At 58.1% G+C, this 25,031-nt stretch carries 26 protein-coding genes; 9 read left to right on the forward strand and 17 right to left on the reverse strand.

All coding sequences use genetic code 11. The features are described from left to right. Positions 1-19 precede the first annotated feature (19 nt). From CAK95_RS27880 to phnG, 10 genes are read right to left on the reverse strand one after another with little or no spacing between them, the layout of a single operon-like run. Entirely contained in the window at positions 20-631 is a 612-nt protein-coding gene (locus CAK95_RS27880) for a pyridoxamine 5'-phosphate oxidase family protein (RefSeq protein ID WP_086090930.1), read from the reverse strand. Further along, positions 631-1,335 (reverse strand): DUF1045 domain-containing protein, encoded by a 705-nt coding sequence (locus tag CAK95_RS27885; RefSeq protein ID WP_086090931.1) that lies wholly within the window; start codon positions 1,333-1,335, stop codon positions 631-633. Before CAK95_RS27885 ends, CAK95_RS27880 begins: the two co-directional genes overlap by 1 nt. Further along, positions 1,335-1,943 (reverse strand): phosphonate metabolism protein/1,5-bisphosphokinase (PRPP-forming) PhnN, encoded by a 609-nt coding sequence (phnN, locus tag CAK95_RS27890; RefSeq protein WP_086090932.1) that lies wholly within the window; start codon positions 1,941-1,943, stop codon positions 1,335-1,337. The genes CAK95_RS27885 and phnN overlap by 1 nt, the downstream gene beginning before the upstream one ends. After that, positions 1,940-3,097 (reverse strand): alpha-D-ribose 1-methylphosphonate 5-triphosphate diphosphatase, encoded by a 1,158-nt coding sequence (locus CAK95_RS27895; RefSeq protein WP_086090933.1) that lies wholly within the window; start codon positions 3,095-3,097, stop codon positions 1,940-1,942. The genes phnN and CAK95_RS27895 overlap by 4 nt, the downstream gene beginning before the upstream one ends. 2 nt (positions 3,098-3,099) lie before the next feature. Continuing rightward, positions 3,100-3,798, reverse strand: a complete 699-nt coding sequence (phnL, locus tag CAK95_RS27900) for a phosphonate C-P lyase system protein PhnL (protein ID WP_086090934.1) — start codon at positions 3,796-3,798, stop codon at positions 3,100-3,102. Between the two features lie 7 nt (positions 3,799-3,805). Then, positions 3,806-4,594 (reverse strand): phosphonate C-P lyase system protein PhnK, encoded by a 789-nt coding sequence (gene phnK / locus CAK95_RS27905; RefSeq protein WP_086090935.1) that lies wholly within the window; start codon positions 4,592-4,594, stop codon positions 3,806-3,808. 54 nt (positions 4,595-4,648) lie between these two features. Continuing rightward, positions 4,649-5,530, reverse strand: a complete 882-nt coding sequence (locus tag CAK95_RS27910) for an alpha-D-ribose 1-methylphosphonate 5-phosphate C-P-lyase PhnJ (protein ID WP_086090936.1) — start codon at positions 5,528-5,530, stop codon at positions 4,649-4,651. Next, positions 5,527-6,639, reverse strand: a complete 1,113-nt coding sequence (locus CAK95_RS27915; protein WP_086090937.1) for a carbon-phosphorus lyase complex subunit — start codon at positions 6,637-6,639, stop codon at positions 5,527-5,529. Before CAK95_RS27915 ends, CAK95_RS27910 begins: the two co-directional genes overlap by 4 nt. A 2-nt stretch (positions 6,640-6,641) precedes the next feature. Continuing rightward, positions 6,642-7,241, reverse strand: coding sequence for a phosphonate C-P lyase system protein PhnH (gene phnH, locus CAK95_RS27920; protein WP_086090938.1), 600 nt, complete (start codon positions 7,239-7,241; stop codon positions 6,642-6,644). Between the two features lies 1 nt (position 7,242). Beyond that, positions 7,243-7,659, reverse strand: coding sequence for a phosphonate C-P lyase system protein PhnG (phnG, locus tag CAK95_RS27925; RefSeq protein WP_245303550.1), 417 nt, complete (start codon positions 7,657-7,659; stop codon positions 7,243-7,245). A 164-nt stretch (positions 7,660-7,823) separates the two neighbouring features. Between phnG and phnF the strand changes: the two genes are divergently transcribed. The 6 genes from phnF to CAK95_RS27955 all read left to right on the forward strand — a co-directional run bounded on the left by phnF (position 7,824) and on the right by CAK95_RS27955 (position 14,912). Further along, positions 7,824-8,567 (forward strand): phosphonate metabolism transcriptional regulator PhnF, encoded by a 744-nt coding sequence (gene phnF, locus CAK95_RS27930; protein ID WP_086090940.1) that lies wholly within the window; start codon positions 7,824-7,826, stop codon positions 8,565-8,567. A 286-nt stretch (positions 8,568-8,853) separates the two neighbouring features. Further along, on the forward strand, positions 8,854-9,783 hold the full coding sequence (phnC, locus tag CAK95_RS27935; protein ID WP_086090941.1) for a phosphonate ABC transporter ATP-binding protein: 930 nt from the start codon (positions 8,854-8,856) through the stop codon (positions 9,781-9,783). Positions 9,784-9,886: 103 nt separating this feature from the next. Then, entirely contained in the window at positions 9,887-10,972 is a 1,086-nt protein-coding gene (phnD, locus tag CAK95_RS27940; protein ID WP_245303551.1) for a phosphonate ABC transporter substrate-binding protein, read from the forward strand. 63 nt (positions 10,973-11,035) lie between these two features. Further along, positions 11,036-11,845 (forward strand): phosphonate ABC transporter, permease protein PhnE, encoded by an 810-nt coding sequence (phnE, locus tag CAK95_RS27945; protein WP_086090943.1) that lies wholly within the window; start codon positions 11,036-11,038, stop codon positions 11,843-11,845. Positions 11,846-12,403: 558 nt separating this feature from the next. Continuing rightward, on the forward strand, positions 12,404-13,189 hold the full coding sequence (locus CAK95_RS27950) for a GntR family transcriptional regulator (protein ID WP_086090944.1): 786 nt from the start codon (positions 12,404-12,406) through the stop codon (positions 13,187-13,189). Positions 13,190-13,397: 208 nt separating this feature from the next. After that, the gene (locus CAK95_RS27955; protein ID WP_342587976.1) at positions 13,398-14,912 is read left to right on the forward strand and encodes an EAL domain-containing protein; all 1,515 of its coding nucleotides are present in this window, start codon (positions 13,398-13,400) and stop codon (positions 14,910-14,912) included. 76 nt (positions 14,913-14,988) lie between these two features. Here the strand turns inward: CAK95_RS27955 and CAK95_RS27960 are convergent, their stop codons facing one another. Beyond that, complete coding sequence (locus CAK95_RS27960; protein ID WP_086090946.1) at positions 14,989-15,315, reverse strand: DUF2853 family protein; 327 nt, start codon at positions 15,313-15,315, stop codon at positions 14,989-14,991. Between the two features lie 484 nt (positions 15,316-15,799). Between CAK95_RS27960 and CAK95_RS27965 the strand changes: the two genes are divergently transcribed. The 3 genes from CAK95_RS27965 to CAK95_RS27975 all read left to right on the forward strand — a co-directional run bounded on the left by CAK95_RS27965 (position 15,800) and on the right by CAK95_RS27975 (position 17,359). Further along, positions 15,800-16,258: a YidB family protein gene (locus CAK95_RS27965; protein ID WP_245303552.1), complete on the forward strand. Its 459-nt coding sequence runs from the start codon at positions 15,800-15,802 to the stop codon at positions 16,256-16,258. A gap of 83 nt (positions 16,259-16,341) precedes the next feature. Beyond that, complete coding sequence (locus tag CAK95_RS27970) at positions 16,342-16,599, forward strand: GlsB/YeaQ/YmgE family stress response membrane protein (RefSeq protein ID WP_086090947.1); 258 nt, start codon at positions 16,342-16,344, stop codon at positions 16,597-16,599. Positions 16,600-16,756: 157 nt separating this feature from the next. Further along, on the forward strand, positions 16,757-17,359 hold the full coding sequence (locus CAK95_RS27975) for a lipase family protein (RefSeq protein ID WP_157699778.1): 603 nt from the start codon (positions 16,757-16,759) through the stop codon (positions 17,357-17,359). Between the two features lie 33 nt (positions 17,360-17,392). On the opposite strand, the gene CAK95_RS27980 is transcribed toward CAK95_RS27975, so the two are convergent. The 6 genes from CAK95_RS27980 to CAK95_RS28005 form a co-directional block, all read right to left on the reverse strand. Next, the gene (locus CAK95_RS27980) at positions 17,393-18,676 is read right to left on the reverse strand and encodes a cytochrome c (RefSeq protein ID WP_086090949.1); all 1,284 of its coding nucleotides are present in this window, start codon (positions 18,674-18,676) and stop codon (positions 17,393-17,395) included. Positions 18,677-18,687: 11 nt separating this feature from the next. Further along, a complete protein-coding gene (locus CAK95_RS27985) occupies positions 18,688-19,233 on the reverse strand; it encodes a (2Fe-2S)-binding protein (protein WP_086090950.1) in 546 nt (181 codons plus the stop codon). Beyond that, entirely contained in the window at positions 19,230-22,052 is a 2,823-nt protein-coding gene (locus tag CAK95_RS27990; protein ID WP_086090951.1) for a xanthine dehydrogenase family protein molybdopterin-binding subunit, read from the reverse strand. Before CAK95_RS27990 ends, CAK95_RS27985 begins: the two co-directional genes overlap by 4 nt. A 262-nt stretch (positions 22,053-22,314) precedes the next feature. Continuing rightward, a complete protein-coding gene (locus CAK95_RS27995; protein ID WP_086091704.1) occupies positions 22,315-23,403 on the reverse strand; it encodes a transporter substrate-binding domain-containing protein in 1,089 nt (362 codons plus the stop codon). Between the two features lie 126 nt (positions 23,404-23,529). Continuing rightward, positions 23,530-23,862 (reverse strand): PsiF family protein, encoded by a 333-nt coding sequence (locus tag CAK95_RS30330; protein WP_086090952.1) that lies wholly within the window; start codon positions 23,860-23,862, stop codon positions 23,530-23,532. A 282-nt stretch (positions 23,863-24,144) separates the two neighbouring features. Then, positions 24,145-24,633 (reverse strand): hypothetical protein, encoded by a 489-nt coding sequence (locus CAK95_RS28005; protein ID WP_147413585.1) that lies wholly within the window; start codon positions 24,631-24,633, stop codon positions 24,145-24,147. Positions 24,634-25,031 lie beyond the last annotated feature (398 nt).

The raw sequence follows: 25,031 nt of genomic DNA on the forward strand, positions 1-25,031 counted from the left end.
CGATAGTGCTTATCGTATCTCACCACATCGTTCGCGCCGCGCGGCCGGGCCATTCGCGATCGTAGTTCTCGCCACCGACCCGGTTTTCGCTGAGCGTCGCAAGGATTTTACCGGGTGTCGGCAAGGTCCTGGGATCGACGCGCAGTTCGGGATTCCACAGGTCCGATCGCACGATGGCACGCGCACATTGAAAGTAGACCGCTTCCACAGTGATCACCAGCACCGAGCGCGGCGCCTTGTTCTCGACCACGAAAGACCCCAGCAATTCCGGGGCGGTCGAGACGACGGCCGTGCCGTTGACCCGCAGCGTGGTGCCGGACCCCGGGATCAGAAACAACAGACCGACCCGCGGTTCGCGGACCACATTGCGCAGCGAATCGACGCGATTGTTGCCGTGCCGGTCTGGCAGCATCAGCGTGCGTTCGTCATGCACGCGGACAAAGCCAGCCTTGTCGCCACGCGGAGAGCAATCCAGCCCCTCCGGCCCGCAGGTTGCCAGGGCAACGAACGGAGACGCTTCAATGAGGGCTCGATATTCCGGCGTGATCCAGTTGACCTCCTTGACGAGCGATGTCTCGCCCGGCTCGTCATAGATCGCCTCCAAAGCCTCGATTGTTCTGATCACTGTCATCAACGCTTCCCTTGCAGATCTTTGCGCGCCATCACTTCGAAACAGGAATGGGAATCGGCCTGCCGCAGCAGCGACACCGCATCGACGTCATAGGTTTGACCGGCCAGCGGAGCGAACGCATCGGCGAGTGCTGTGAGAAAGCGCGATTTCTCGTCAGCAGCGAGCGAGCCCGTCAGCGTCATGTGGAAACGGAAATCCCCAAAAACATATGGATAGCCCCACCGCGTCAGATGCGCCTGCTGCCGCGGCGTCAATCGGCCGTTGCTGCGGCGGGCAATATCGCCCGGGCCAAGTGGCGTGCGGAACGTATCGAAGAACGTGACGCATTGACGCGCGAGTTCATCGACAAGCGATCCCCCATCGGGCGTCAGGGCAATGAAATCGCCGAGCGCGTTCACACGCAATGATCCAAGCAATACCGGGTTGGCCCGATCGCAGAACGTATCCAGAGCCTCCAGCAAATTCCCCTCGGTCCGATTGTCATGGAGATAGAACGGCGCCACCAACGTCGCATGAAATCCATACTTGCGTGGTGCGGCGGTTGCCGCTTCAAGCGCCGCCGCTGCAATGCCATCAAGGGCAAGACGCGTGACACTCTCACCTGCAAATGAATCATACCCGAGGACGGACGCTCCAAATTGCGCAAGCGATGTCGAAGGCTGCGGCGTAAAATAGATGGCGTAACGGGGCGACGAATCCTGCATCAGATCTTCAATGTGGAGGTGAGCCGCGATTCCAAGGCATCCAGCAATTGGCGCGCGCCGTCATCGATCGAGCCGGTGTTTTCGATTACAAGATCAACATCGAGATTGTCACTCACCTTGGCGGATCGCGCCATGCGTTGTGACAGATCGCCGTCGGTTGCGCGGCCCCGCGCTGCCAGACGTGCCTGGAGGACGTCTTGCGGGGCGGTGACTAGAACAGCCACAACGTGGGAATACTTGTGGCGAAGTCCGGGGATCACTGTCCGCGAGACATTACACATGACACAGCGCCCGGCACGAATGTCTTCGTCGATTGAGGCGGCAAGCCCATATTTCAGGCCATGCGCATCCCACCAGAACGCAAATCCGCCGCTTGCCAAAGTGCGGTCGAACTCCTCGGGAGTCGCGGTGTCGTGCTCCTCAAAATCGGAGACAAGCCGCGTCACGGTCCGGCGCGGAAACACAATCCACGCCGCGTCATTGTTTCTTTCCTGAACCCGGCGCAGCAATGAATCCTTCCCCGCCCCGCTCGGGCCGCAAACTGCGACCAGCGCACCCGGACCGATGCGTGCCTGTAGCGCCCGATCGGGGTTAGGTGACACACTCACGCGACACGCCTTCCGGCCCGCCAGACCGAGCGCACCGCTGGCACATCATGCGCCACATGCACCCGGATCAGGTCGGCGCGCTTGCCGGCAAGGATTTCGCCGCGGTCGGTAAAGCCCACCGCTTCGGCGGGCGTCTTGGTAACCGTCCGAATGGCCTTCGGCAAATCGATCTCGGCAACAAACTTCGGCATGGTCAGCGCGGCGGCCAGAAGGCTCGAGGGGACATAATCGGACGAGAGGATATCCAGCTTGTCCGCCTTCGCCAGATCCGCGGTGGCGATATTGCCGGAATGCGATCTGCCCCGCACGAGATTGGGCGCTCCCATCATCACACGCACGCCGGCCTCATGCAGCGCGCCGGCGGCTTCCAGCGTCGTCGGAAACTCTGCGATCGATACGCCATCGCTGATCGCCTGCTCGACATGGTCGAGCGTCGTGTCGTCGTGGCTGGCCAGCGGCGTCGCCTGCTCGTGCGCCAGCTTCACCAGCGCGCGGTGATTGTTGTCGCCATACTGCTTCTGATAGGCGATGCGCGTCGCGAACATGTTGTCGAGATCGGCTTCGGTCATGCCGGCATTCTTGCCGCGATAGTAAGTCCGAAGCTTCTCCTCGTCGCGAAACTGGCGCTGGCCCGGCGTGTGATCCATCAACGATGCCAGCCTGACCTCCGGCCGGACAAACAGCGATGTCGCTTCGTTGACCACGCCCGGCATCGGCACCTCGCAGCGAAGATGCAGATAATGGTCGGCGCGAAGCAATCCGGCCTCGCGTGCGGTGGCGATGGCATTGGCGAGCTTCATCGCCTCGCCGTCAACCTCGTCATCGGTGTCCTCGCGCCAGACCCTCAGCGAATCCAGAACGGTCGTAATGCCGCACGTCGCGAGCTGTCCGTCATAGGACACAACCGCCGCCAGCGGATTCCAGTAGACCTTGGGGCGCGGCACGTAATGCGCCTCAAGATGGTCAGTATGCAACTCGACTAGACCCGGCATCACGAGGTCACCATCCACGTCTTCGCCTCGCTCAGGTGGGCATCCCTCTCCAATCTCGGCGATGCCTTCGCCTGATATTGCGAGCCAACCGTTCTCAATGATGGCGTCTGCAAGAACGATCCGGGCGTTACTCAGAATATGGATGTTGCGATCATTGGTCATGGTCAGGCTGCTTTCGAGAATGCGGTCACGTCGACAAGCGTGTCGGCGATGGCGGCGCGGACATCGTCGTCATGCACGATGGCGACAATGCCGGCGCCCTGTTTCTTTTTCTGTTGGATGAGGTCGACGACGATGGCGCGGTTAACGGCGTCAAGCGACGCGGTCGGCTCGTCGAGTAGAAGTAATGGGCGCTCCGGCAGGAGTCCGCGCGCGATGTTGACCCGCTGCTGTTCGCCGCCGGAAAAGGTTGCGGGCGGCAACTGCCAGAGACGGTCTGGAAGGTTGAGCCGCGAAAGCATTTCACCCGCTTTGGCACAAGCCACTGCCGGCATTATCCCGTCGGCTTCCAGAGGCCCCGCGACAATATCGATGGTCGGCACGCGCGGTACCGCACGCAGGAACTGCGACACATAGCCGACCGACTTCCGCCGCAACGCCAGAACGCCACGTGGTCCCGCGCTGGCAATGTCGGTGACCTGGCTGTCATGGCGCAGCAGGATCTGGCCTTTATCGCAACGGTAGCTGCCGAAAATCATCTTAAGCAGCGACGACTTGCCGGTGCCAGACGGCCCCGCCAGCACCACGCATTCGCCGGGGTGCACGTGGAAGGTGGCGCCGTTCACCACCGGCAGGCGAATGCCGCCCTGCAAATGCATGGTGAAGCTTTTCGAAACGTTCGCCAGTTGCAGGATTTTTGTCACCGCTCCCTCATGCCGGCAAAATCGATGAGACCAAAAGCTGCGTGTAAGGTTCTTGCGGATCGTCGAGTACCTGATCGGTCAGCCCCGTCTCGATCACGCGGCCATCCTTCATCACGATCATACGATGCGACAGCAACCGCGCCACGCCGAGATCGTGCGTGACGATGACCACGGCAAGTCCGAGTTCGTGCACCAGCCGGCTCAACAGGTCGAGCAGCCGCGCCTGGACCGACACATCAAGACCGCCGGTCGGCTCGTCCATGAACACCAGCCGCGGAGCGGTGACCAGATTGCGCGCGATCTGCAGGCGCTGACGCATGCCGCCGGAGAACGTACGAGGCGCATCGTCGATACGGCCGGTATCGATCTCGACCCGCTCCAGCCATTGGGCAGCGGACCTTCTGATATTGCCATAATGACGCTGACCGACGGCCATCAGTCGTTCGCCGACATTGGCGCCGGCAGACACACCCATCCGCAGCCCCTGGGCGGCATCCTGGTGCACATAGCCCCAGTCGGTCCGAAACAGGAAGCGCCGCTCGGCTTCTCCGAGTTGCGCGAGATCGCGCGTTATACAGTCGCGCATGCGGTAGAGCACGCGGCCGGTGTCGGCTTCGAGTTGGCCCGAGAGAAGCTGCAGCAACGTCGACTTGCCGGACCCGGATTCTCCGACGACGGCAAGCACCTCGCCTTCGTAGAGCTCAAACGAGACGTTGCGACAACCAAGTTGGTGGCCGTAGAGCTTGGTGAGACCTTCGGCCACCAGAAGCGGCTGTTCGTTCGCGGCGAGCGTCATACCGGCGCTCCGTCAAACGCAACGTGGAAGCTGAAGCCCTTCCGCGAAGGGATGTCAGGCATGATTGCACTCTCCCGCGACGACCCATGGCGCCTCAATACCCGCATCGGCGCGATTGGCTTCGCAGAAATCCGTATCCGAACAGACAAACATTCGTCCGCCTCTGTCATCGGTGATGACCTCGTCAAGAAAGGTGTGATTTGCACCGCAGAGTGCACAAACCTCATCTGTGCGGCTCGCTTCAAAGGGATGATCTTCGAAATCGAGCGACACCACCTGGGTATAGGGCGGAATGGCGTAAATACGTTTCTCGCGGCCGGCGCCGAACAGTTGCAACGCCGGACTATTGTCCATCTTCGGATTGTCGAATTTCGGCGTCGGAGACGGATCCATGACGTAACGGCTATCGACCTTCACCGGATAGGCATAGGTCGTCGCGATATGGCCATGCCGCGCGATGTCTTCATAGAGCTTCACGTGCATCAGCCCATAATCTTCATGCGCGTGCATACGGCGGGTTTCCGTCTCGCGCGGCTCAAGGAAACGCAGCGGCTCCGGAATTGGGACCTGATAGACCAGCACTTGATCTTCGGCGAGCGCTGCCTCCGGAATGCGATGCCGCGTCTGGATCACGGTCGCTTCGTTTGTATGCGTCGTCGTCTCGATACCGGCGGTCTTCTTGAAAAACTGACGAATGGAAACGGCGTTGGTGGTGTCGTCCGAACCTTGATCGATCACCTTGAGGACGTCATCCGGACCAAGAATGGCGGCCGTGACCTGCACCCCGCCGGTGCCCCAGCCATAAGGCATCGGCATTTCACGACCGGCGAACGGCACCTGATAACCCGGGATCGCGATCGCTTTCAGGATCACACGCCGGATCATGCGCTTGGTCTGTTCATCGAGGTAGGCGAAATTGTAGGTCGGCGCGCTCATTCGGCAGCCTCGCGCACTGAACTCGTATCGACAGCGCCGGAAACCTGCGTCGTCTCGGCGCGCATGCGTCGCACAAGGCCAAGCTCAGCCTGGAAGTCGACGTAGTGCGGTAATTTGAGATGCTCGACGAACCCAGTCGCCTGCACATTGTCTGAGTGCGACAGCACGAATTCCTCGTCCTGTGCTGGCGCGGTGATATCCTCACCGAGTTCGCGCGCGCGCAGTGAGCGGTCAACGAGCGCCATCGACATGGCCTTGCGTTCGCTGTGACCGAAGGTCAGACCATAGCCGCGCGTGAAGCGCGGCGGCTCGGCAGCCGATCCCTTGAACTGGTTGATCATCTGGCATTCGGTGACGGTGATGCGCCCAAGCGGGACAGCAAACCCCACCTCTTCCGCAAAAAACTCGACCTCCACCTCGCCGAGACGAATTTCGCCGGCAAAGGGATGGGTGCGGCCATAGCCACGCTGTGTCGAATAGCCAAGCGCCAGCAGAAAGCCCTCGTCACCGCGGGCGAGATTCTGCAGGCGCAATTCACGGCTTGCCGGAAATTCCAGCGGCTCGCGGGTCAGGTCTTCAACAGGCTGATCGGGCGCGGCCGCAGGCGACGCCTCGATCAGATCATCCGCACTCAAAAGATCGGTAACACGCGGCATCGGCTGCGACGACGCTTCCGCAACAGCCGGGGCTTCCGGCTTGGTGTTTTCGGCCAACGCTGTGTCGAGCAGCCGGTGCGTGTAGTCAAATGTCGGCCCCAGCAGCTGACCACCGGGAATATCCTTGAATGTCGCAGAGATACGCCGGCGAACCTGCATTGCTGCCGTATCAAGCGGCTCCGACGATCCAAAACGCGGCAACGTCGTACGATAAGCACGCGCCAGGAAGATCGCCTCAATCAGATCACCGCAAGCCTGCTTTATAGCCAGCGCAACCAGCTCTCGATCATAAAGCGAGCCTTCGCACATCACGCGATCGACGGCACGGCTGAGCTGTCCATCGATCTGCGATAGGCTGAGTTCGGGTGTGTTCTGGTCACCGCGCCGCTCATGCGCCAGCAGGCGATGCGCATTCGCAATCGCTGTCTCGCCGCCCTTGACTGCAACGTACATAACTAGGCGCTCCCTTCGATACGCGTCGAGCGCGGGACAGCGGCCACCGCGTTATCTGTCAACAGCAGCACATCGACACCACGTGGAAACAAAGCGCGGTTGTCGGTCATACGATGAACGAAGTCCTCCGGTAGCGGTCGCGCTGACAGCATCTGCACGCCGTCAATACCCGGCCCCTTCAGAGCGATCGAAGGCCCGCTTGATAGGCTCTCAACTTGCAGGATCAACGTTGTCGAGCGATCCGGATAATCCGGCGCTCCAAGCGCAAACCCCATAAAGTCAGGCGCATTCGCCGCATCCGCGATCAATGCGAAAGCCGCCTGCTGCGGATCATGCGTGATCGGCGCACCCGTGTGGAAACGCAGCCAGAGCGAAACATCGTTCGCATCGGCCAGAGCAGCGTCCAGCCAGACCGGGGTTTCGTAGTCAAGCAATGTCAGAATAGTCGCGGCAGCACCGCCAGACAACGGCGCTGGCGGCGACAGGTCGTGGCGCAGGTCGTGAACAAGACCCGGCCGCGACATTGCTTTCATGACCGCACGGAAGGCGGATTGCGATTCAAAAACCGGTTCGGAGAATGCAGGAGCGAGCGAGACGATCATTCTAGTCCTCACCCCGCACCATGGTGAAGAAATCAACGCGTGTCGCCGCCGTCCGGCACTCGTTCTCAGTGCGTTCTGCATCGATGCGCATCCGCACCGGCGACAACACATGACGTTCGACAGCCTCACGGTGTTCATCGCTCTGCCACAGCGCGTCGCACACGGCTGCAAGCCGCGCTTTGTGCCGGTCACGACCAAGTGCGTAAGAGAATCCAACTTGGCCCGACTGCAACTGTACGGCGCAACGCGTGACAGTCGCTTCACCGACGTTGAACGGGGCACCATCACCGCCGATCCGCCCGCGCAACATCACAAGACCGGATTCCGGCGGACGCAGATCGGTATGCTGAATGACCTCGCCGATGACAGCCAAACCGTCGGCAATCTCTTGCAGCTTCGCCTCGGCCAGAATCCGCATAGCGTTCTGCCGGGCAAGGCGAGAAGCGAGTTTCGTCTCTATGGATGCGCGCTCGGTCATGAGAAAAAATGTAGCATGAAGTTGTCTAGTGTGATAGACAACTTTCTAGCGCATGCACAATGACGCTTTGATGACATTCCGCAGTCCGATGGGAACAAAAAAGCATGGCGCATTCCGGTGAGGCCCTGAACACTGTGTCGCCGGCCGGCGTGATGCTATGGCGGAAAATTGCTGACGATATCGAACATGCGATCGTGCGTGGCGACTTCGCCACTGGTGAAAAACTGCCTAGCGAACAAGACATTGCAGATCGGTTTGGTGTAAATCGTCACACCGTGCGCCGGGCCTTGGCTGAGCTCACCGAACGCGGGCTGGTGCGTGCCGAGCGCGGCAGCGGAACCTATGTTGAACCTGCCCGGATTAGCTATCCCATCCGCGCACGCACACGCTTTTCCGAAATCATCAATGCATCCGGGCGCATGGCGGGCGGACGTTTACTGGCAAGCTCCAAGGAGCCTGCACCGCGTGACATCGCGCTCCGGCTCGATCTTCCGCCGAATGCGATGACGATCCGCCTCGAAATCCTGCGCAGCGCTAACCGCGTCCCGATTTCACTCGGAACGACCTGGCTACCAGCTGACCTCGCTCCCGATGCTGCCAAGATTTACCGAGCCGCGCGCTCGGTCAGCCGCCTGCTCGCGCATATCGGCTTTCGGGATTACAAGCGCCGCGACACACGCGTGTCCGCGGCCATGGCGGATGCGATCCACGCTGCAAAGTTGCAACTCACGCCTGGAAGGCCGCTGATTGTGGTCGACAGTGTCGATATTGCGTCCGATGGTAGGCCGATCCTCACGAGTCATGCACGCTTTGCTGCGGATCGTGTCGAACTTGTCATCGAGAACTGAGCTGCACATCATTTAATCGCCGCGACAGCAAAATTTCAAAAATTAAAACTATTGATGTCAGCAGCCATCTTCAAACGATGGCAAAGCGCTTTTCCGGCCTGTTCACAAGCGCTTCGCCGGCAAAAGATCGAATGACAATTCCGCGACAAGACAATGACGGAAAAGTCGGCAGGGCTATAAATCCAGCAAAATCAACTGCTCAGAAGATAGACATCGCACGGCACCGCCTTCATCGCACTGTCATATACCACTGTTAGCCCCGTTTCATGGATGCGGGAGCTATGACATGAAGGCTGAACCAATTCTGGTCGTGCGACATGTCTCAAAGTCTTTCGGCAACTGCCAGGTTCTGGACGATGTCTCGTTCTCGCTGTCGCGGGGCGAGATGGTTGGGTTGATCGGCGCATCCGGCTCCGGCAAATCCACACTCATTCGTACCATCGCTGCCCTGACGCCGATTGACCGCGAGAAAGACAAAGGCGCGCCCTGCTCGATTCACCTGTTTGATCAGGCGATTCAGAAGAATGGCTGCGTCACACGCGCAGCCGCCGGCTTGCGCTCGCGTGTCGGCGTGGTGTTTCAACAATTCAACCTGGTGCCACGACTGTCGCTTTTGATGAATGTCTGCCTTGGTCTCCTCGGACGCATGTCCGTGATCCCGGCGACCTTCGGGTATTTCACGCAGGATCAGAAGGTCAGTGCCATGACGGCGCTCAAGCGCGTCGGCATCGCCGAACATGCGTTGAAACGCGGCAGCCAATTATCGGGTGGACAACAGCAGCGTGCCGCGATTGCGCGTACATTGGTGCAAAACGCGGAAATCATCATCGCCGACGAGCCCATCGCCTCGCTAGATCCAAGCTCGGCCCGCCGCGTCATGGACATTCTCGCGGACCTGAACAAGCGCGACAACATTACCGTTCTGGTGTCGCTGCATCAGGTCGAATATGCGATGCGCTATTGTCCACGAACAATCGCCCTGAAAGGCGGCAAGATCATTTACGACGGCCCCTCAAGCGCGCTGACGCCGGAATTCCTGAGCGCACTCTATGGCGCGGAGAGCGAAGAGTTGTTCCTGCCGCCAATTGAATCCTACGCAGCGACGATTCAGACCGGCGCAAAATCGATGCCCGACGCTGCTGTTGCAAATGGGCATCTTGCTGCGCTCGACCAGCAGCGCGCAGCCATAAACGGCGCGCGACATTTGAACAGTTAGACGGCATGCCCCTCACAGGGCTGCACGTATTCTTTTGATCCTAGATACATAAGGGAGAATTGCGATGTCTGGATTCACAGCCAAATTGTCGGCGCGGTCGGCTTTGGCCGCTGCCGCCTTGGCAATGACCGTCGCCACAGGCGCGGCGCAGGAACTCAAGGAGCTAAACTTCGGCATCATCTCCACCGAGACGTCTGCCAATCTCAAAAAGGGCTGGGAGCCGTTCTTACGGGCGATGGAGAAAGGCACAGGGCTAAAGGTGAATGGCTTCTATGCTTCCGACTATGCCGGCGTGATCGAGGCAATGCGCTTTGGAAAAGTGCATATCGCTTGGTACGGCAATAAGTCCGCAATGGAAGCCGTCGACCGCTCAAGCGGCGAGGTTTTCATCCAATCCGTCGATTCGGACGGCAATCCCGGTTATTGGTCGCATCTGATCGTTCACAAAGATTCACCAATTCAGACGCTCGATGATGCGCTGAAATGCGACAAGACTCTCGATTTCGGCAACGGCGATCCCAATTCGACCTCGGGTTTCCTCGTGCCGACCACTTACGTTTTTGCGTCCAAGGGCATCGAGCCGAAACAATGCTTCAAGTCGGTTCGAAACGCGGCGCATGAAGCCAACGCAATGGCCGTCGCGAACAAGCAGGTTTCCGTTGCAACCAACAACAGTGAAAATCTGCGGCGCCTCGAAGTCACCGCTCCGGCCGCCCGCAAGAACATCAGGGTGATCTGGACATCGCCGCTGATCGCCAGCGATCCGTTGGTCTGGCGCAAGGACCTGTCCCCCGACGTGAAAGCCAAAGTTTATACATGGCTTGCCTCCTATGGGCGCGTCGGCACTCCGGAAGAGATTGCAGAAGCAAAGAAAGTTCTGGCGGAATTGCAGTGGGCGCCTTTTAACCCGTCTTCGAACCGTCAGCTGTTACCTATTCGGCAACTCGAAGCCAGCAAATCGCTGTTGCGGGTGATGTCCGACGACAAGCTCTCCGAGCAGGAGAAAAAGACCAAGAGCGCTGAATTGAAAGCTGAAATCGCGAAACTGGAGCAGGCACAGAAGCAGGCCGAATCCGATTCATTTACCAAACGAGTGTCGGCGTTCATTGAAGCCGATAAAGCAAGAGATCAGGCGCAAATCAAAAAGATGATCTCCGATTTCGCCGCCACCTTTGCAAGCACCAACTAACATCAGAGTTGGAGGCGCCGGGGGGTCCCCGGCGCCCCCTCTTCCCGCGAACAAAGCTCCGACATGACGGACGCCTCCCTTCCAAAGCCCGAGCCCCTTGTTCCGCAGCAGCCGCTGTCACGGCGCATGCAGAGCTGGATTCTATTCGTCACGTTGGTCGCGATACTGGCCTGGAGCTGGTCGCCAGCGGAGATGTACCGTTTCACCGCCATCTTCACCGACTGGCGCAACATGGCCGAGTTCGGTCAGGCCTTCCTGAAGCCCAACTTTCTTGACTGGCGCGCTTATGTCAGCGACATGGTCGTGACCGTGCAGATCGCGATCTGGGGTACGGCCCTCGCCGCCGTGGTCGGTGCTCCCTTTGCGATCCTTGCCTCTTCCAACATATCACCGACCTGGATCGTGCAACCGATCCGCCGGCTGATGGATGCATGCCGCGCCATTAATGAAATCGTCTTCGCGTTGCTGTTCGTCGTCGCCGTCGGCCTCGGACCTTTCGCCGGAGTCATGGCGCTGTTCATTCATAATATTGGAGTTTTCTCAAAGCTCTATTCAGAGGCGGTCGAAGCCATCGATCCCCGTCCCGTCGAGGGCATCAGAGCCACGGGCGCGCATCGCCTGCCGGAAATCATCTTTGGCGTGATTCCGCAGGTGATCCCGCTCTGGAGTTCCTATGCGCTTTATCGTCTCGAAACCAACGTACGCTCCGCCACGACACTCGGCATTGTCGGTGCCGGCGGGATCGGACAGACACTGTATGAGAGCATTCGCTCTTTCCATTATGGCGAGACAGCCGCACAGATGATCATCGTCGTGGTGACCGTCATCATCATCGACATGATCAGCGCACAATTGCGTAAGAGACTGATCTAACGGTTCATTACTGGAAGAGAATCGGGCTGCCCGTGAGAACTTCCGGGCGGCGCGGTGCACAATGTTCGCAGCGCGTCCGCCGGTTAGCACCTGCAAATTTGTGATTTCCGGGCGGGCTGCTGAAGCGCCGGCTTAAAAATTCCGACCTGCGGCATTTCCGCTCTTGGGAAGCGACTCTACTCGTCTCATCCCTTTGAACCCACATCAATATTGGCAACAACGAAACTCACAAAGCCTCACCGTCACCTCCCACCGTTGCCTGAGCACTGCCCACGCGATGACGGAAAATCGTGGCGAACCAGATTGATAGTCACCCTTGGCGAATCTTTGGCGCCATCCAACACGCCATCCTTTGACGTGTTAGCGGATGAATAATGCTCTTCACACAATGGGCTCGCACTTTTTAAACGTGAGGATATTCTCAACTTATGCGTGAGAAAATATCAAAATAATCAACTTATGCGTGAGGGGATTATCAGCACAGGAAATTCAGACGCAAAATAGTGCCTGGATTATGGCCGGTTCGCGGAATTGCATGTCAATAAGAGGAGAGGGCCGATGCGCAACGCACAAGAAGCCTACGTTTTTGATAATAAAATTCCTGTCCCCCTGGACAATGGATCTCCTACCCACCGATTTTCCACCTGCCCGTTATATCTTCAGGTCCGTAACGCCATCGCGCAGCGCATCATAGCGGGCGAATGGAAGCCGCGCACCGCCATTCCCAGCGAAAGCGAATTAGCGCGCGAGTTCAACGTCAGCGTAGGCACCATGCGGAAAGCCTTGGACGTGGCAGAAGCTGAGCGGCTGCTCACACGGCGCCAAGGCCGGGGTACTTTCGTTAATGATCACGCCTCCAGCGAACATGCCGCACGCTATGGGAACATCAGAAACCGAGAAGGCAGTCATATCAATGATGATGTCACAATTTTAAGTGTTTTCGAAACGACCGTTAACGAACGGGAAGGTATGCGGCTTCGCCTGCGAGCACGCGAGTGTGTCCACCGCATTCGTCGCGTCCGCTCGATACTGAGCAAGCCCTATATGCTGGAGGATGTAGTAATGCCTACGAAATTATTCCCTAGCTTTGCAACCCGCGAACATGCGTCTCTGCATATCGCGACATTGGCGCAGCAAGTCGGCATCCTGCTCGGCCGGCACGACGAGCGCATCGGTGTTAGCAGCGCTGCGCCCGATGTGGCCACGGCGCTCCATATTGATGCCGGAGCCCCTCTTATGCGGCTCGATCGTGTGATCTACACACTGCAAGATATTCCGGTGGAATGGCGTTTGGGACAATGCCTGATGGAGGATGGCCGATATTATCTCGCTCAATTCAAATAACCATCTCATGCTCTCAAGACCGAGTACCGCTTTCTATTTCGGGCAGTGTTTTCTTCTCAATAAGATATACGCACCCTGAAAAGTGCGTCTGATTACTGGTTGGTAGCTTGACTGCGCCGAGTGCCTTTTTCCGGCAGAAGGCGTCTGCGCCAGAGGTCGGAGGCACATGAACAGATCGAGCGTCATCGTTGCAGCGGTGGGTCTGGCATTGCTCGGCGCAATCATTCCGATCGCGGCGATGCTGTATTTCTCGCGCGTGCTGGCAATCGAGAACGAGCATCAACAGTTGGCGCTGATCGCCCAACGCATTATTTCGCGCGCCGACATATCGTTTGCGGACGCCACCCTTGCCTTGCGCCAAATCAACGCCTTCACCGAAATACCTTGTTCGCCCGCCCATATTGCTCGCATGCGCGAGATCACGGCCAGCACGCGGGCAGTCGAAGAAATCGGTTATTTTGAAAACGGATTGATGAAATGCACCTCCTGGGGAGTCACGGAAGGAGAGGTTCGAGAAGAAGCCCCGAATTTTACCATCGCCGATGGCATCGGCGTCACGGTCGATGTTCACCCACTGGTCGCTGAGCGAACTCCAATGATGGCGTTGCATCTTGGTGCGTATAATGTACTCATCGATCCTGTGCGCTTTGTCGACGTCATCGTCGATCCGGATATTAAGCTCGCAATCGCCACCGATAAGGGCATGCTCTTGGCCCGCCTGAACAACCCCGATCCAACTCTCATTACCAGGATCATCGCTGGACATCGCACCAAGGGTATAGAAGACGGCTATCTCTTTGCCGTCTCACGCGCCCGCAATTGGGCCGCCGTTGCCGTGGAAGATCAGCGCCAGGCTCTTGACGGCCTGCGGCAACAGCAGGCGCTCCTCGTGCCTTTCGGCATTTGCATGGCGCTTCTGAACATCGGCGGGATCGTTTGGTTTTCCCGCCGCCGTCTCTCGCCGCTTGGCGAACTTCAGATCGCTGTACGCAGGCGCGAGTTTATCGTCCACTATCAACCGATCGTCGAAATCCGCACCGGCCGCTGTGTTGGCGCCGAAGCGTTGGTGCGCTGGCGACCGCCGGACGGATCGCTGCTCAGCCCCGATCTTTTCATTCCGCTTGCAGAAAGTAGCGGCCTTATCAAGCCGATTACCGACCAGGTCATCACTCTCGTGGTGGCGGACCTGGGACAGCTTCTCGCCACCGACCGCTCGATGCATATCGCAATCAACCTCTGCGCCGAGGACGTTGCCACCGGGCGCGTGCTTCCCGTCATCGAAAAAGCACTTCGGAACACCGGAATACAACCTGACCAAATCTGGCTGGAGATGACCGAGCGCGGCTTTATCGATATCGATGCGGCTTGCACCACGCTCACACGCGCCCGCGAACTGGGCTATTCGGCGGCGATAGACGATTTCGGTACCGGCTATTCGAGATTGTCCTACCTCGAGAGCTTGCCGCTCGATGCCCTCAAGATCGACAAATCATTCATCGATACGATTGATACCGACTCGGCGACCAGTTCAGTCACCTCGCACATCATTGATATGGCCAAGACGTTGAAGCTCGTTATTGTAGCCGAAGGCATCGAGTCGCAATACCAGGCCGATTATCTCACCAAGCGTGGCGTCGAATACGGCCAAGGCTGGCTGTTTGCCCGGCCGATTCCTGCCGAGGAATTCGTCGACTATTATCAAAAGACGAAGACGGCCGCTTGAAACCGGAAACGCCTGAAGCCGGCAAGAAAGTTCAATGAGGATGCCCGCGGCTGCGGGCATGCTCAGGGTATTCCGCTCAGGAAAACAGTGAAAGCTTGCCATATTTCTCCGCGAGCATGTAGTAGAATGCAACGCGCGATTTATCCCGGTCACCATGCATCTTTTTGCAGATTTCGACGATCGATTTTTCGAGCTCGGCATCAGCGTCCGTCAATCCAAGCTTCTTTTTGAGGAAGCTGTCGCGAACGCGGTCGCGTTCGGTCTTATCCTCACAGGCTACAAATGACGCATCTCGACTTTGCAGCGCGATGCCAAGATGCTTCACAATACCAGCGATCGCCGCCTCGTTGGCAGACGGGATATATTTCTTCACGTCGTGAGACCAATCGTGAACTACAGCCATGCCTCTACTCCTCTCGTGTCGGAAAGCCTCGCATGGTAAGCGATCGCCTTGAACAAGATCGTGATCGCAGGACCTGATGTTTGAACTAAATTGATCGCAGCTCGGCGTGCAATCGATTCAATCTTTCAAAGTTTTTCAAAAGAATATTGTCTCTCGCTGGAAGAACGCCCTGCTTTCAAAAGCAGCGATCGTGATCTCCGACGCGCAGAGATCAGAACCCCTCGTGGGCCCGGCGGGTTTAGAGCAATTTTTGGCGAGAGTTTCCTAACTTCTCTAAACCTTCCGCAACACACCCGCGTTCAATATGCGCGTCAGTGCTGCTTTACCAAAAACCCATCGTCGAAAGAGACACGTCAACGGCGCCAATAGCAACGGCACTCTCACATGATTCCAAATGAATGCCCGCTATTACGGCAATATGGACCGATCAAACGGATAAGCAGAAACCACCACACATCATTCCAGCTCAAGAAGGAGATTAGATATGGGACTGTTAGACGAAGTAACCGGGGCGATGGATAGCTCGGCGCCCGGCGGCAATCTCACCAAGCCACTAATGATTGCTCTCGGTGCTCTTCTTGTCGGCAAGATGATGAGTGGTGGTGGCGCACAGGCGTCAACGCCGGCAGCCAGTGCGCCGGATGGCGGGCTTCTTGGCGGCGTAGGTGGCCTGCTCGACAAACTCAAGAATGCTGGCCATGGTGATAAGGTGAACTCCTGGGTAGGCAATACGGCCGGCGATCAAAAGCCGATTGCACCGGGGGAGCTCGGCGCGGCTCTCGGTCCGCAGACCGTTAGCAATGCGGCACAACAGGCCAACATGAGCGAACAGCAGCTGCTATCGATGCTGGCACAGAATCTTCCGCAGATCATCGGCAAGCTGACGGCCAACGGTACCATTCCAAGTCTTCAACAGGTTGCTGCTGCCCTCACTCAGAAGTGAGATAGCGGCGCGCCACGTCATTTGATTGAACATGTAACGCTCCGCGACTCTTTGAGTCCGGAGCCGCTGGAAGGACATGCGTCATGTCGATTTTCGGATGGATTCTGCTTGGCCTGGTGGCTGGCTTTCTCGCTAGCAAAATTGTCGACAAGAGCGGGCAAGGTATGCTGTTCGATATTTTTCTTGGCATCATTGGCGCTCTCGCCGGCGGCTTTCTGTTCAGTCTGTTTGGTGCAACCGGCGTTACCGGATTCAATATCTACAGCCTGATCGTTGCTGTGATTGGCTCCGTCGTGGTGCTTTGGCTCTATCATATGCTGATGGGGCGGCGAGCAATCTGATAGACTATGCTGGCCTCGGCACCCTCGGCCCACATCCTTATCTAGTGGGTTTAAGTGCGGGCCGTACCGTCATCGATTCGGTTCGCGCCGCGCGTACGCTGACCAAAGCGAGCGAGACGTTCACGGTCTGGGGGCACTCACAAGGGGCCATGCGGCGTTGTGGAGCGGTGACCTGACGGCCAGCTACGCGCCGGAGTTAAAGCTCGTCGGAGTTGCCGCGGCGGCTCCAGCCATTGAGCTCGCCTCGCTATTCAAGGACGATCGCTCCACCTCTGCAGGTCAGGTCTTTACCGCGCTTGCCCTATTGTCCTGGTCGAGGGTCTATGGTGCAGAGCTCGATGCAATCATCGACGCCGATAAGCTTCGATATGTGAACTGGATCGGCGACGAATGCCTCACCAGCCGGTTCGATCTTTTCATCGACAGCATGGCCATCCGCTTCATCAAGAAGCAATTCCTGAAATCCAATCCAGTAAAAACCGAGCCTTGGAGCGAATTCATTGTCCGTAATACACCGGTCCGCCGGCCACCGAATGCGCCGATCTTGTTGGCGCAGGGGCGTGACGACCGCCTGATCATTCCAGCCCTCACCCAGGACTTTGCAAAAGCCCTCTGCCAGAACGGCGGCGTCGTCCAAGTCCTCGAAATGAAGGCCGACCATCTCTCAATTGCTCAGCTCAGCGCCAATTCCGTGATCGACTGGATTGTCGGCCGTTTCGCCGACAAACCGGCGCCGACAACATGCGCATCAAAAAAATAATGTCGAGATTGGCGATTGGGATAGGCAGTCATCCTACCGCAGCTTCGCAATATCCTGGGCCGTCAGATTGGGCTGCTGTCCGCCCCAACGCGCACGCATCCAGTTGGCAAGATCGGCAATGGCGTGGTCATCAAGGAGGTCTGCGAAACCCGGCATCGGCTCCATCCGCTCAAGCCCGGGAAAGCGCTGGGCTGGAATTCCATGCAGCACGGCGTGGACCAGGTTGCGTGCGCTCGCGATTCTCAACGATACATTCGTTAAGAGTGGAACGGCGACATGCGGAATCCCTTGACCATTGGCGCCATGACATCCTGCACAGAGGTTGTCGTAGGTGGCTCGCGCGGCGGTCGCCACTTGAGCTGGCACATCGACGGGTGCAGGTGCAGGAGGCGCAGGCGATGTGGCGGGCATGCTATCAAGGTCGAACAGGTAGGCCGACATGGCCGTCAGATCCTCATCGCGCATATATTGCGTCGAGAAATGGACGACCTCGAACATCTGGTTAGTCATCGAGCCTAGCGCCGACACACCCGATTTCATGAACTGGGCAAGTGTCAACGGTTGGAAGCCCATCCGAGTGAGACCTTCCTTGGTGATGTCGGGAGCCTCCACTCCTTCAATCACCGCACCTTTGAGATAATCCGCCGCTTTCATGCCCTGCATCAGGTTCCGCGGCGTATGGCACTCGCCGCAATGGGCCAATGCATCGACGATGTAGCGACCCCGGTTCCAGACCGCCGAACGTTTGTCATCGGGGACAAAACCGCCGCCATGCAGGTTGATGAGATTCCAGAAAGCCAGGGATCGGCGGATGCTGAAAGGAAAAGCGAGCTCGTTCTTCCTGTTTTCGACCCGCATGGGCTCGCGGGTCATGAGATAAGCGAAGATGGCATCGACATCCTCGGAAGACATCTGACGATAGGACGTATAGGGCATGGCCGGGTAGAGATTTGCTCCGGTCTTGCCGATTCCATCTTGCATGGCGCGGTGAAAATCGGCGCGGGTCCAGTTGCCGATGCCGAACTCCTTGTCCGGAGAAATGTTTGTCGCATAAAGCGTACCGAACGGCGTCTGGAAAGGCATCCCGCCGGCCCAGGGAGCTCCGCCTTTCGCGGTATGACAGGCGTAGCAATCGGCAACTGTCGCTATATAGGCGCCTCGCGGTGCAAGCCGCTTCATCTCGTCGGCCGTGAGCGGTGTTGCGACATCCTTCGCCACGACACTGGACTGAAAGAGACCGAAAAACACGCCTGCGGCAACGGCAAATCCCGCAATGGCTACGGCAGCGATTCCGAGCAGGATTGTTCGTTTCCTCATGGACAATCCAATCAGCCGACCACCAGACCGGGTGTCTTCAGTGCGACATCGCGCACGGCTTCAAGATACCGCACATAACCGGTACAGCGACAGATATGCTTGTCGAGTGCGGCGATAATCGCCTCATCGAGCTTTGCGCGGGAGACGGGCTCACGTCTCAACTGTTCAAGAAAGACAGTGGCTCCTGTAACGAAACCGGGCGTGCAATAGCCACATTGGAATGCGAAATGCTCGATGAAAGCCTGTTGCACGGGCGACAGGGCGACGAGTTTGCCGTTCGCGTCATGCTTTGCATGACCTTCGATTGTCCGCACCTGCTTGTCGGCGAACCAATGTGCTCCCGTGATGCAAGTGCGCATCTCGCGAAGCGAACCATCCTTGTTTTCAACGATGACCGTGCAAGCATGGCAGATTCCCTGACCGCAACCCATTCGCGCACCGGTAAGGTTGAGATACTCGTGGAGAAAATCGAGCATCATCATTCCTTGCGGCACCTCGAAGGGACCGGCTTTTTGGCCGTTGATGGAAAGGGAAAAAGGCTTCGTCTCAATCGTCATGACACGGCCTTCAGGACCTTATCAGGGGTGATCGGCAGTTCGTAAAAACGCTTGCCAATCGCATGGGCGACCGCATTGGCGATGGCAGGCACCACCGCGATCATCACCACTTCCGCGATCCCTTTCGGCGGATCGGTCTCGGAAAGTGGCGGCAGCAATTCTGCACTCTGGGTCCAAACGGCGGCATCCTTCGCCCTCGGCAGCACATAGCGATTCCAATTCCACGTGCCGTTGCCGGGGCCGTCTTCATAAAGAGGGAGATACTCCTTCAAAGCATGCCCGATCCCCATGGCGATACCGCCCTGGAGTTGGCCGGACACAAGCTCCGGCACCACCTGGCGACCACAATCCATCAGCGAATGGTGGGAGAGGAGATGCACGTCGCCCGTCGCCGTATCGACTGCGACTTCGACCAGTGTCGCAACCGGCGAATAATAGGTGACACCGGCATTATTACGTTGAACCGGCGGATAGCGCACCGCCGCGCGTTCAATGAAGTGCCAGCCACCGGCTGTCATCAGTGCTTTCCGCTCCGCTGATGACCCTTCACCATAGCGCAACGCAAGCGCATCAACTGCAAGGCTCACCCGCCGCAGGTCCGGAACGTCGAAATCCGCTTCAGCCCATTGCCAGCGGTTGAAGGTATGGACGGTTACCCCGCAGACCAGCCCCAAGCGATGCGCTTCCGCCGCCACTTGTTCGAAGGTCAGCGTCGGCAGACCGCCGGCATTGACCTTGCCGTGTGCGAAGCGAAGATCTTCTCGGCGCACGTCGTAGGGGGCGAACATTCCACCGCCGATGCCGCGAGACCATAGCGATTTTGCCGCCGGCCAGAGCGCAAAGTCGACAAGGGTGCGCGCCGCTTCGCGCGTTGCATGGCCGAGAAAATAGACACTGTTGGTCGCGGAGATCGCCGCTGTAAAGCGCGGTGTCCAGCGCGGATTATTCTTGCGCCGGTCCTCCTCCTCCTGGCTCATCGTATAGGGCTCGTCCGTGGTCTCGAGCGGCATTTGTGGCCAACGCACGACGCCAAATTCGGTGGTGTCGGGCACACGACCGAGGATTTCGCCAACCATGATGGGCTGCGAAGTTGTTGCCCCGGTCCCCATCTCATTCGCAACATGGCGAAGAGTTATCCGACCGCGTGGATCGAATTCGACGGAGGCGACCGCGGCCTCTGCTCCGCAGCCATAATCCTTCTGCACGTGGCCGTAACCGACGCCATATTTTTTGCCGGGGTTCTCTCCTTCAAACGTCTTTTTCTTTGCCGCGCGTTGTGTCCAGAGGGGGTGCGCTCTTGCCTTCAGGAGAATTTCCTTGTTACGCAAAACACCAGCAGGGATTGCGCCCTGCGTATTCTTCATGCCTGAATCGAAGACATTCCTGAGCCGCAGTTCGATGGGATCGATGCCGAGAAGCTCCGCCGCCTCATCGACCATCATCTCGGTGGCTGACATGCTTTGCAGCGTGCCGTAACCGCGCGTCGAGCCTGCCTCCACCGCACGTGAGGCCAAGGCGGCAACAGACATATCGCTCTTCGGCAGGTAGTAGATTGACTGCGCCGCCGTGACACTCACGTTGGCGACATCGAATGAATAGTTTTTCCTGCCGCCGCCATTCATCTTGAACTGGCAGGTCATCACGCGAAACTTGCCGGTGGCGCGATCGATGACGAGCGTGTTGTCCATCCAGAAGGCATGACGCTTTAAAGCCATCTGAAACTGCTCGAACCTGTCATTGGCGAGACGCACCGGCCTTCCCTCGCCATAAAGTCCGGCGACCGCGCAGAAGAACGGAAATACATGATGGTCTTTGGTGCCGTAGCCGACCGTATAGCCGACGTTGAGATCGACTTGCTTCAGGGGAAACTTCGATTTCGATATCAGCTCGGCCATGAGCTTGGCCATATCATAGGGCGATTGGGTCGCGACCATTACGTGCAGCACGTTTGCAGCCGCGTCGTACCAGACGTTTCCGTTGTCCGCCTCCATGGCCGACGCATCGATCGATTGAGAGAAGTAATTGCGCCTGAGCACGAGCGCGTCATCGCCTGAGGCCGCAATTTCTTGCTTGATCTCCGCCGCCACTTGCATGCCACGCGCCATGGCGTTGCTTTGACCTGCAGCCGGCCAGACGACTTCATCGCCAGCAAATGTCCCGAAGATCACGGCGTCCTTGAAGGCGGAATAGCGGTCCTCTGCAGTCGCAGACCCGCCATCGATACGGACGTAGCGCGCCGCGCCATAATGAGGCGGATGGTTATACGGCGTCTGCTTTCCATAGCGGACGACCTTATCATCGAAGCGGATCCGGCGTTTCGCTGCATCGAAACGGGCGAAGTCGCGATAGATCAGCAAAGCCACCGGCTGACCCAGCAGCCGAGGCGTCTCACCTCGTGGCACCAGAAACACATCGCCGTAAAAATCGGGCTGCGGCATAGCAATTCCATCGGCAACCAGATCCTCATGCATCACCACGCGATCGGGCTTGAGATCATCACCTAACACTGTGAGATCGATGCCCTCGAATATGTGATCAGCCTTGGTCGCGCGAATCAGAAATGCATGAGATTGCTCCGGTGGCCAGCCGGAAAGATCGCGGGCACGATAGTCGCGCGAGAAGGTCTTTGCCCCAGTGACTTTGGCTAGCGCGTCGATCCGGTATCTCGGCCGTCCGTCGGCAGATATCCAGTCCGGACCAGGTTGTGGCGGAGTTTCCAGCAACCGCGCGTGAGCGACCAGGGGCAGCGACGTAACATTAAACACAACGCCTGCTGCCGCACCGGTCTGAAGGAAGCCCCTGCGGGAAACGCTCCTCATAACTCCCCCTCAGAAGGTCGTCTGACTTGGTGCGGGAGCCGGCGAGGTCGGCTCTTCTTCTGCTTCGGCGTTTCCATAGATTCACCACAGATCAGGCTTCTGATATGGCCTGTCGTCATCGGAACCAAGCTAGGATCTTCATCGTAGTTTTCGGTTTCTCTCGGCTTCTTATCGCAACAAAATAAAACATTCGATAAGATGCCGGCGCTCGGCACCGCCCCGCTACCGATATCGCTGGCCAAGACAAATCGCATGGCCACGATCAAGGCTTGAAACCGAAATACCGTGCTTTCAGTTTTTCGACCTCCCCATTTTCCTGAAGCCCGATAATCCTTAGAGAGACCGGTTTGGTCAGCGCGCTTCCGGCGGTGAAAGCAAAACCGTATTTCTCGGATCGAAATGTATTGCCAACGACATCCAGTGGCAGGTGCGGATGCGTATGGGTGAAATACTCCAGAATTGAACTGTCATCCACGACGGCCGCTATCTCGCGCTTCACCAGCGCCTCTGCCGCCTCATTGATGTGATTGAAGGGCCTCCTTCTGAGCTTGAAGGTTTGCAGATAGTCTTCGGCCACGCTTCCCGCGCGCACACCCACAATCCTGCCTTGCAGATCGGCGACACTCTTGATCTGGTTCGAGATGTGGGACGCCGTCATGACGCTCGTGATCGAGGAGGCGACATACGCGATCACAGCAACGCTGCACAGAAGCCACATGGCCTCTCCAATTCGCCCTACCCAGCCGAACAGATTTTTGCGGGACGCCTCGCCTGTGGTCGCAAGAGAAATGACGTGATAAAGATTTTCTGCGAGCCCCTCGCGCCACCGTTTAGGAAACTCGGCATCCAGCTTTCGATCAAAGATCGTCATCAGCGCCGTCGCCACCAGCATGATGGCCGCGATCCAGGCAAAATTCGCAAGATGCCCAGCCTCCCTCAGCCCTTCCCATAGAGCCATCATGCTCCCGCGCGCATCGGAATGGACCATCACCCTTAAACCGGAATCGAACCAGGGCTGTGTGAAATCGACGGTCTGTGCGCGGGCTTTTGTGATCGTGAGGTTTGTCACCGCGGCATGGACCCTGCCGTCTGCTACGGCGCCCATGAGATCGGCCGTGTTCGGAAACTCCTGATATTCTGAAACGACGCTCAAATCGGCAGTGGCCTTTTGCCAAAGCTCTACCGCCATTCCCGAATAGCCATCGTCGTTCTTCAGGACGAAGGGCGGGCTGACATACACACCGACCTTAACGATCTGCGGCGTTGGAATATTCTGCGGAGTTGGCTGTGCGTCGGCTCGTCCCCCAGTCACAAAGAATGCCAGGACAAATAGAAACGGCAAACGTTTCATCGGTTGCCGTTTCATCCAAGACCAGTTTCTCATCGTCCCCATCTATTCGTCGATCGCCCTCATTCTGAAGAGCGTGCCGAACGACGCATCTCGAAGAATAAGGGCGATCTCATTGACGAAAGCCCCTTACTGACTCCGGCCAAAGCCTTTTTGGCTGTCCCGCCCCCAGAGCTGGCGGCTATCTTCGCTGGTGAAGCGGCCACGGCTATCCCGGGGCTGGCTGTCCCGGCGACCCATTCCGTCAGTGCTCATGCCGCCAGTTTTTTTGAGATCATACTTGCACTTTTCCCGGAATTCCTTGCGCTTCTTGCCATGCAAGCCTTTCGCATCCGCCTCCTTCGAACACTCAATCGATGCGGCGCTGCGCTGGGTCGATGGCGCAGCGGAGGCCGGACCGACTGCAAGTGTGAACACTGCCGTCGCCACGAGTATGGACCACGTCTTCATCTTCTTCTCCATGGGTTTTACAGGACGATAATTTCAAACAGACTCGAAAATGATGCCAAGCGATGATCGATATCGTAGTTATGGCTTTCCGGAACCGAAGCGCAGCAAGTAAGTAAAAGTCGCTCCTTCCAGCCCGTGGCCAATGATTTTGACCTCTCTTCACGACATCGAAACCGAACACGCGAACCCTTGAGTGCCCGGCCGCAGGGAGCGCGGCCGGGCACTGAGGTGACGCATCGAGCGCGCCGCGCCAGAACACACTGAGTTAGATCCAAGCGCGTGCAAGACCGCCGGCTATTTGCTGCCGTTCGAACCCGGGGCCGGCGTGCTCGGCGTACCTGCCCCCGTGGTCGCGCTGCCATCTGACGCAGAAATCATGCCGACGATCTGGCCGGTGGCCGGGTCGACAATCAGGATGGTCTGGTCATCCATCTTCGCAACATGATGATCCTTGACCTCTGGAACAGCCGCTGCAGCGGCCGGCGGCATCGGCTGCGTTTTCACGCCTTCAGGAACTTTCGCACCCACGGCCGGGGCGGGACCAGCGAGCGACTGGCCCACGAAATTCTCGAGGCTTTGGACGAATGACTGAACCTGATCCGCCGTTGGACTGATATTGCCCTGTGCCGTGTAGCCGCTGGAGCTGGCAGCGGGAGACGAAGCGGGGCTGCCTGTTTGAGCAACCGCATCACCGGCTGCAAAGAACATAGCTGGGGCGGCAGTAACCAGTGCGGCGCCCATGACAACGACCGCAATGGCGCAACGCCCTTTCAGATTCACCATAATCATCTCCATCTTTCTGTCTGCAAAAGCCCTCTTGGGGCATGGGAGAGAGATCCCGTCGAGATCGGGTGGGAAGAGGCTCGCAAATCGATCCTGCGAGCTGGCGCATTTAAATCGGCAGATGTAACCGCGGGCTTTGCGAAATCATGAGATTTATTAGCCGTATTTCGTCATTCTCTGATCGAATTAATCGAAAGACCCGATTGGATAAGACCAGAGATCGGATGAGGCATGCGTCATCGCCCCTGTTGTTTAGCGGCGCGGGGTACGCCGTCGTCCAAACCGCCGCTTGAAGCCCTTCATAATGAAGGGCGCGCGGAACGCCGGGCTCTCAGCCTGCCCGCGGCCCCATGCGCGATGTGAGTAAAGCGCATGAGATTGGTAGCACCACGAACCGC

It is taken from the genome of Pseudorhodoplanes sinuspersici, from assembly GCF_002119765.1.
GTDB lineage: Bacteria > Pseudomonadota > Alphaproteobacteria > Rhizobiales > Xanthobacteraceae > Pseudorhodoplanes > Pseudorhodoplanes sinuspersici.

What these genes read in the sequence shown, in the direction of transcription:
- CAK95_RS27880 (WP_086090930.1), bottom strand. Translation starts at nt 631, where the DNA reads ATGACAGTGATCAGAACAATCGAGGCTTTGGAGGCGATCTATGACGAG.
- CAK95_RS27885 (WP_086090931.1), bottom strand. Translation starts at nt 1,335, where the DNA reads ATGCAGGATTCGTCGCCCCGTTACGCCATCTATTTTACGCCGCAGCCT.
- CAK95_RS27895 (WP_086090933.1), bottom strand. Translation starts at nt 3,097, where the DNA reads ATGACCAATGATCGCAACATCCATATTCTGAGTAACGCCCGGATCGTT.
- phnK (WP_086090935.1), bottom strand. Translation starts at nt 4,594, where the DNA reads ATGACGCTCGCCGCGAACGAACAGCCGCTTCTGGTGGCCGAAGGTCTC.
- CAK95_RS27910 (WP_086090936.1), bottom strand. Translation starts at nt 5,530, where the DNA reads ATGAGCGCGCCGACCTACAATTTCGCCTACCTCGATGAACAGACCAAG.
- CAK95_RS27915 (WP_086090937.1), bottom strand. Translation starts at nt 6,639, where the DNA reads ATGTACGTTGCAGTCAAGGGCGGCGAGACAGCGATTGCGAATGCGCAT.
- phnH (WP_086090938.1), bottom strand. Translation starts at nt 7,241, where the DNA reads ATGATCGTCTCGCTCGCTCCTGCATTCTCCGAACCGGTTTTTGAATCG.
- phnG (WP_245303550.1), bottom strand. Translation starts at nt 7,659, where the DNA reads ATGCGGATTCTGGCCGAGGCGAAGCTGCAAGAGATTGCCGACGGTTTG.
- phnF (WP_086090940.1), top strand. Translation starts at nt 7,824, where the DNA reads ATGGCGCATTCCGGTGAGGCCCTGAACACTGTGTCGCCGGCCGGCGTG.
- phnC (WP_086090941.1), top strand. Translation starts at nt 8,854, where the DNA reads ATGAAGGCTGAACCAATTCTGGTCGTGCGACATGTCTCAAAGTCTTTC.
- phnE (WP_086090943.1), top strand. Translation starts at nt 11,036, where the DNA reads ATGACGGACGCCTCCCTTCCAAAGCCCGAGCCCCTTGTTCCGCAGCAG.
- CAK95_RS27950 (WP_086090944.1), top strand. Translation starts at nt 12,404, where the DNA reads ATGCGCAACGCACAAGAAGCCTACGTTTTTGATAATAAAATTCCTGTC.
- CAK95_RS27960 (WP_086090946.1), bottom strand. Translation starts at nt 15,315, where the DNA reads ATGGCTGTAGTTCACGATTGGTCTCACGACGTGAAGAAATATATCCCG.
- CAK95_RS27965 (WP_245303552.1), top strand. Translation starts at nt 15,800, where the DNA reads ATGGGACTGTTAGACGAAGTAACCGGGGCGATGGATAGCTCGGCGCCC.
- CAK95_RS27970 (WP_086090947.1), top strand. Translation starts at nt 16,342, where the DNA reads ATGTCGATTTTCGGATGGATTCTGCTTGGCCTGGTGGCTGGCTTTCTC.
- CAK95_RS27980 (WP_086090949.1), bottom strand. Translation starts at nt 18,676, where the DNA reads ATGAGGAAACGAACAATCCTGCTCGGAATCGCTGCCGTAGCCATTGCG.
- CAK95_RS27985 (WP_086090950.1), bottom strand. Translation starts at nt 19,233, where the DNA reads ATGACGATTGAGACGAAGCCTTTTTCCCTTTCCATCAACGGCCAAAAA.
- CAK95_RS27990 (WP_086090951.1), bottom strand. Translation starts at nt 22,052, where the DNA reads ATGAGGAGCGTTTCCCGCAGGGGCTTCCTTCAGACCGGTGCGGCAGCA.
- CAK95_RS27995 (WP_086091704.1), bottom strand. Translation starts at nt 23,403, where the DNA reads ATGAAACGTTTGCCGTTTCTATTTGTCCTGGCATTCTTTGTGACTGGG.
- CAK95_RS30330 (WP_086090952.1), bottom strand. Translation starts at nt 23,862, where the DNA reads ATGGAGAAGAAGATGAAGACGTGGTCCATACTCGTGGCGACGGCAGTG.
- CAK95_RS28005 (WP_147413585.1), bottom strand. Translation starts at nt 24,633, where the DNA reads ATGGTGAATCTGAAAGGGCGTTGCGCCATTGCGGTCGTTGTCATGGGC.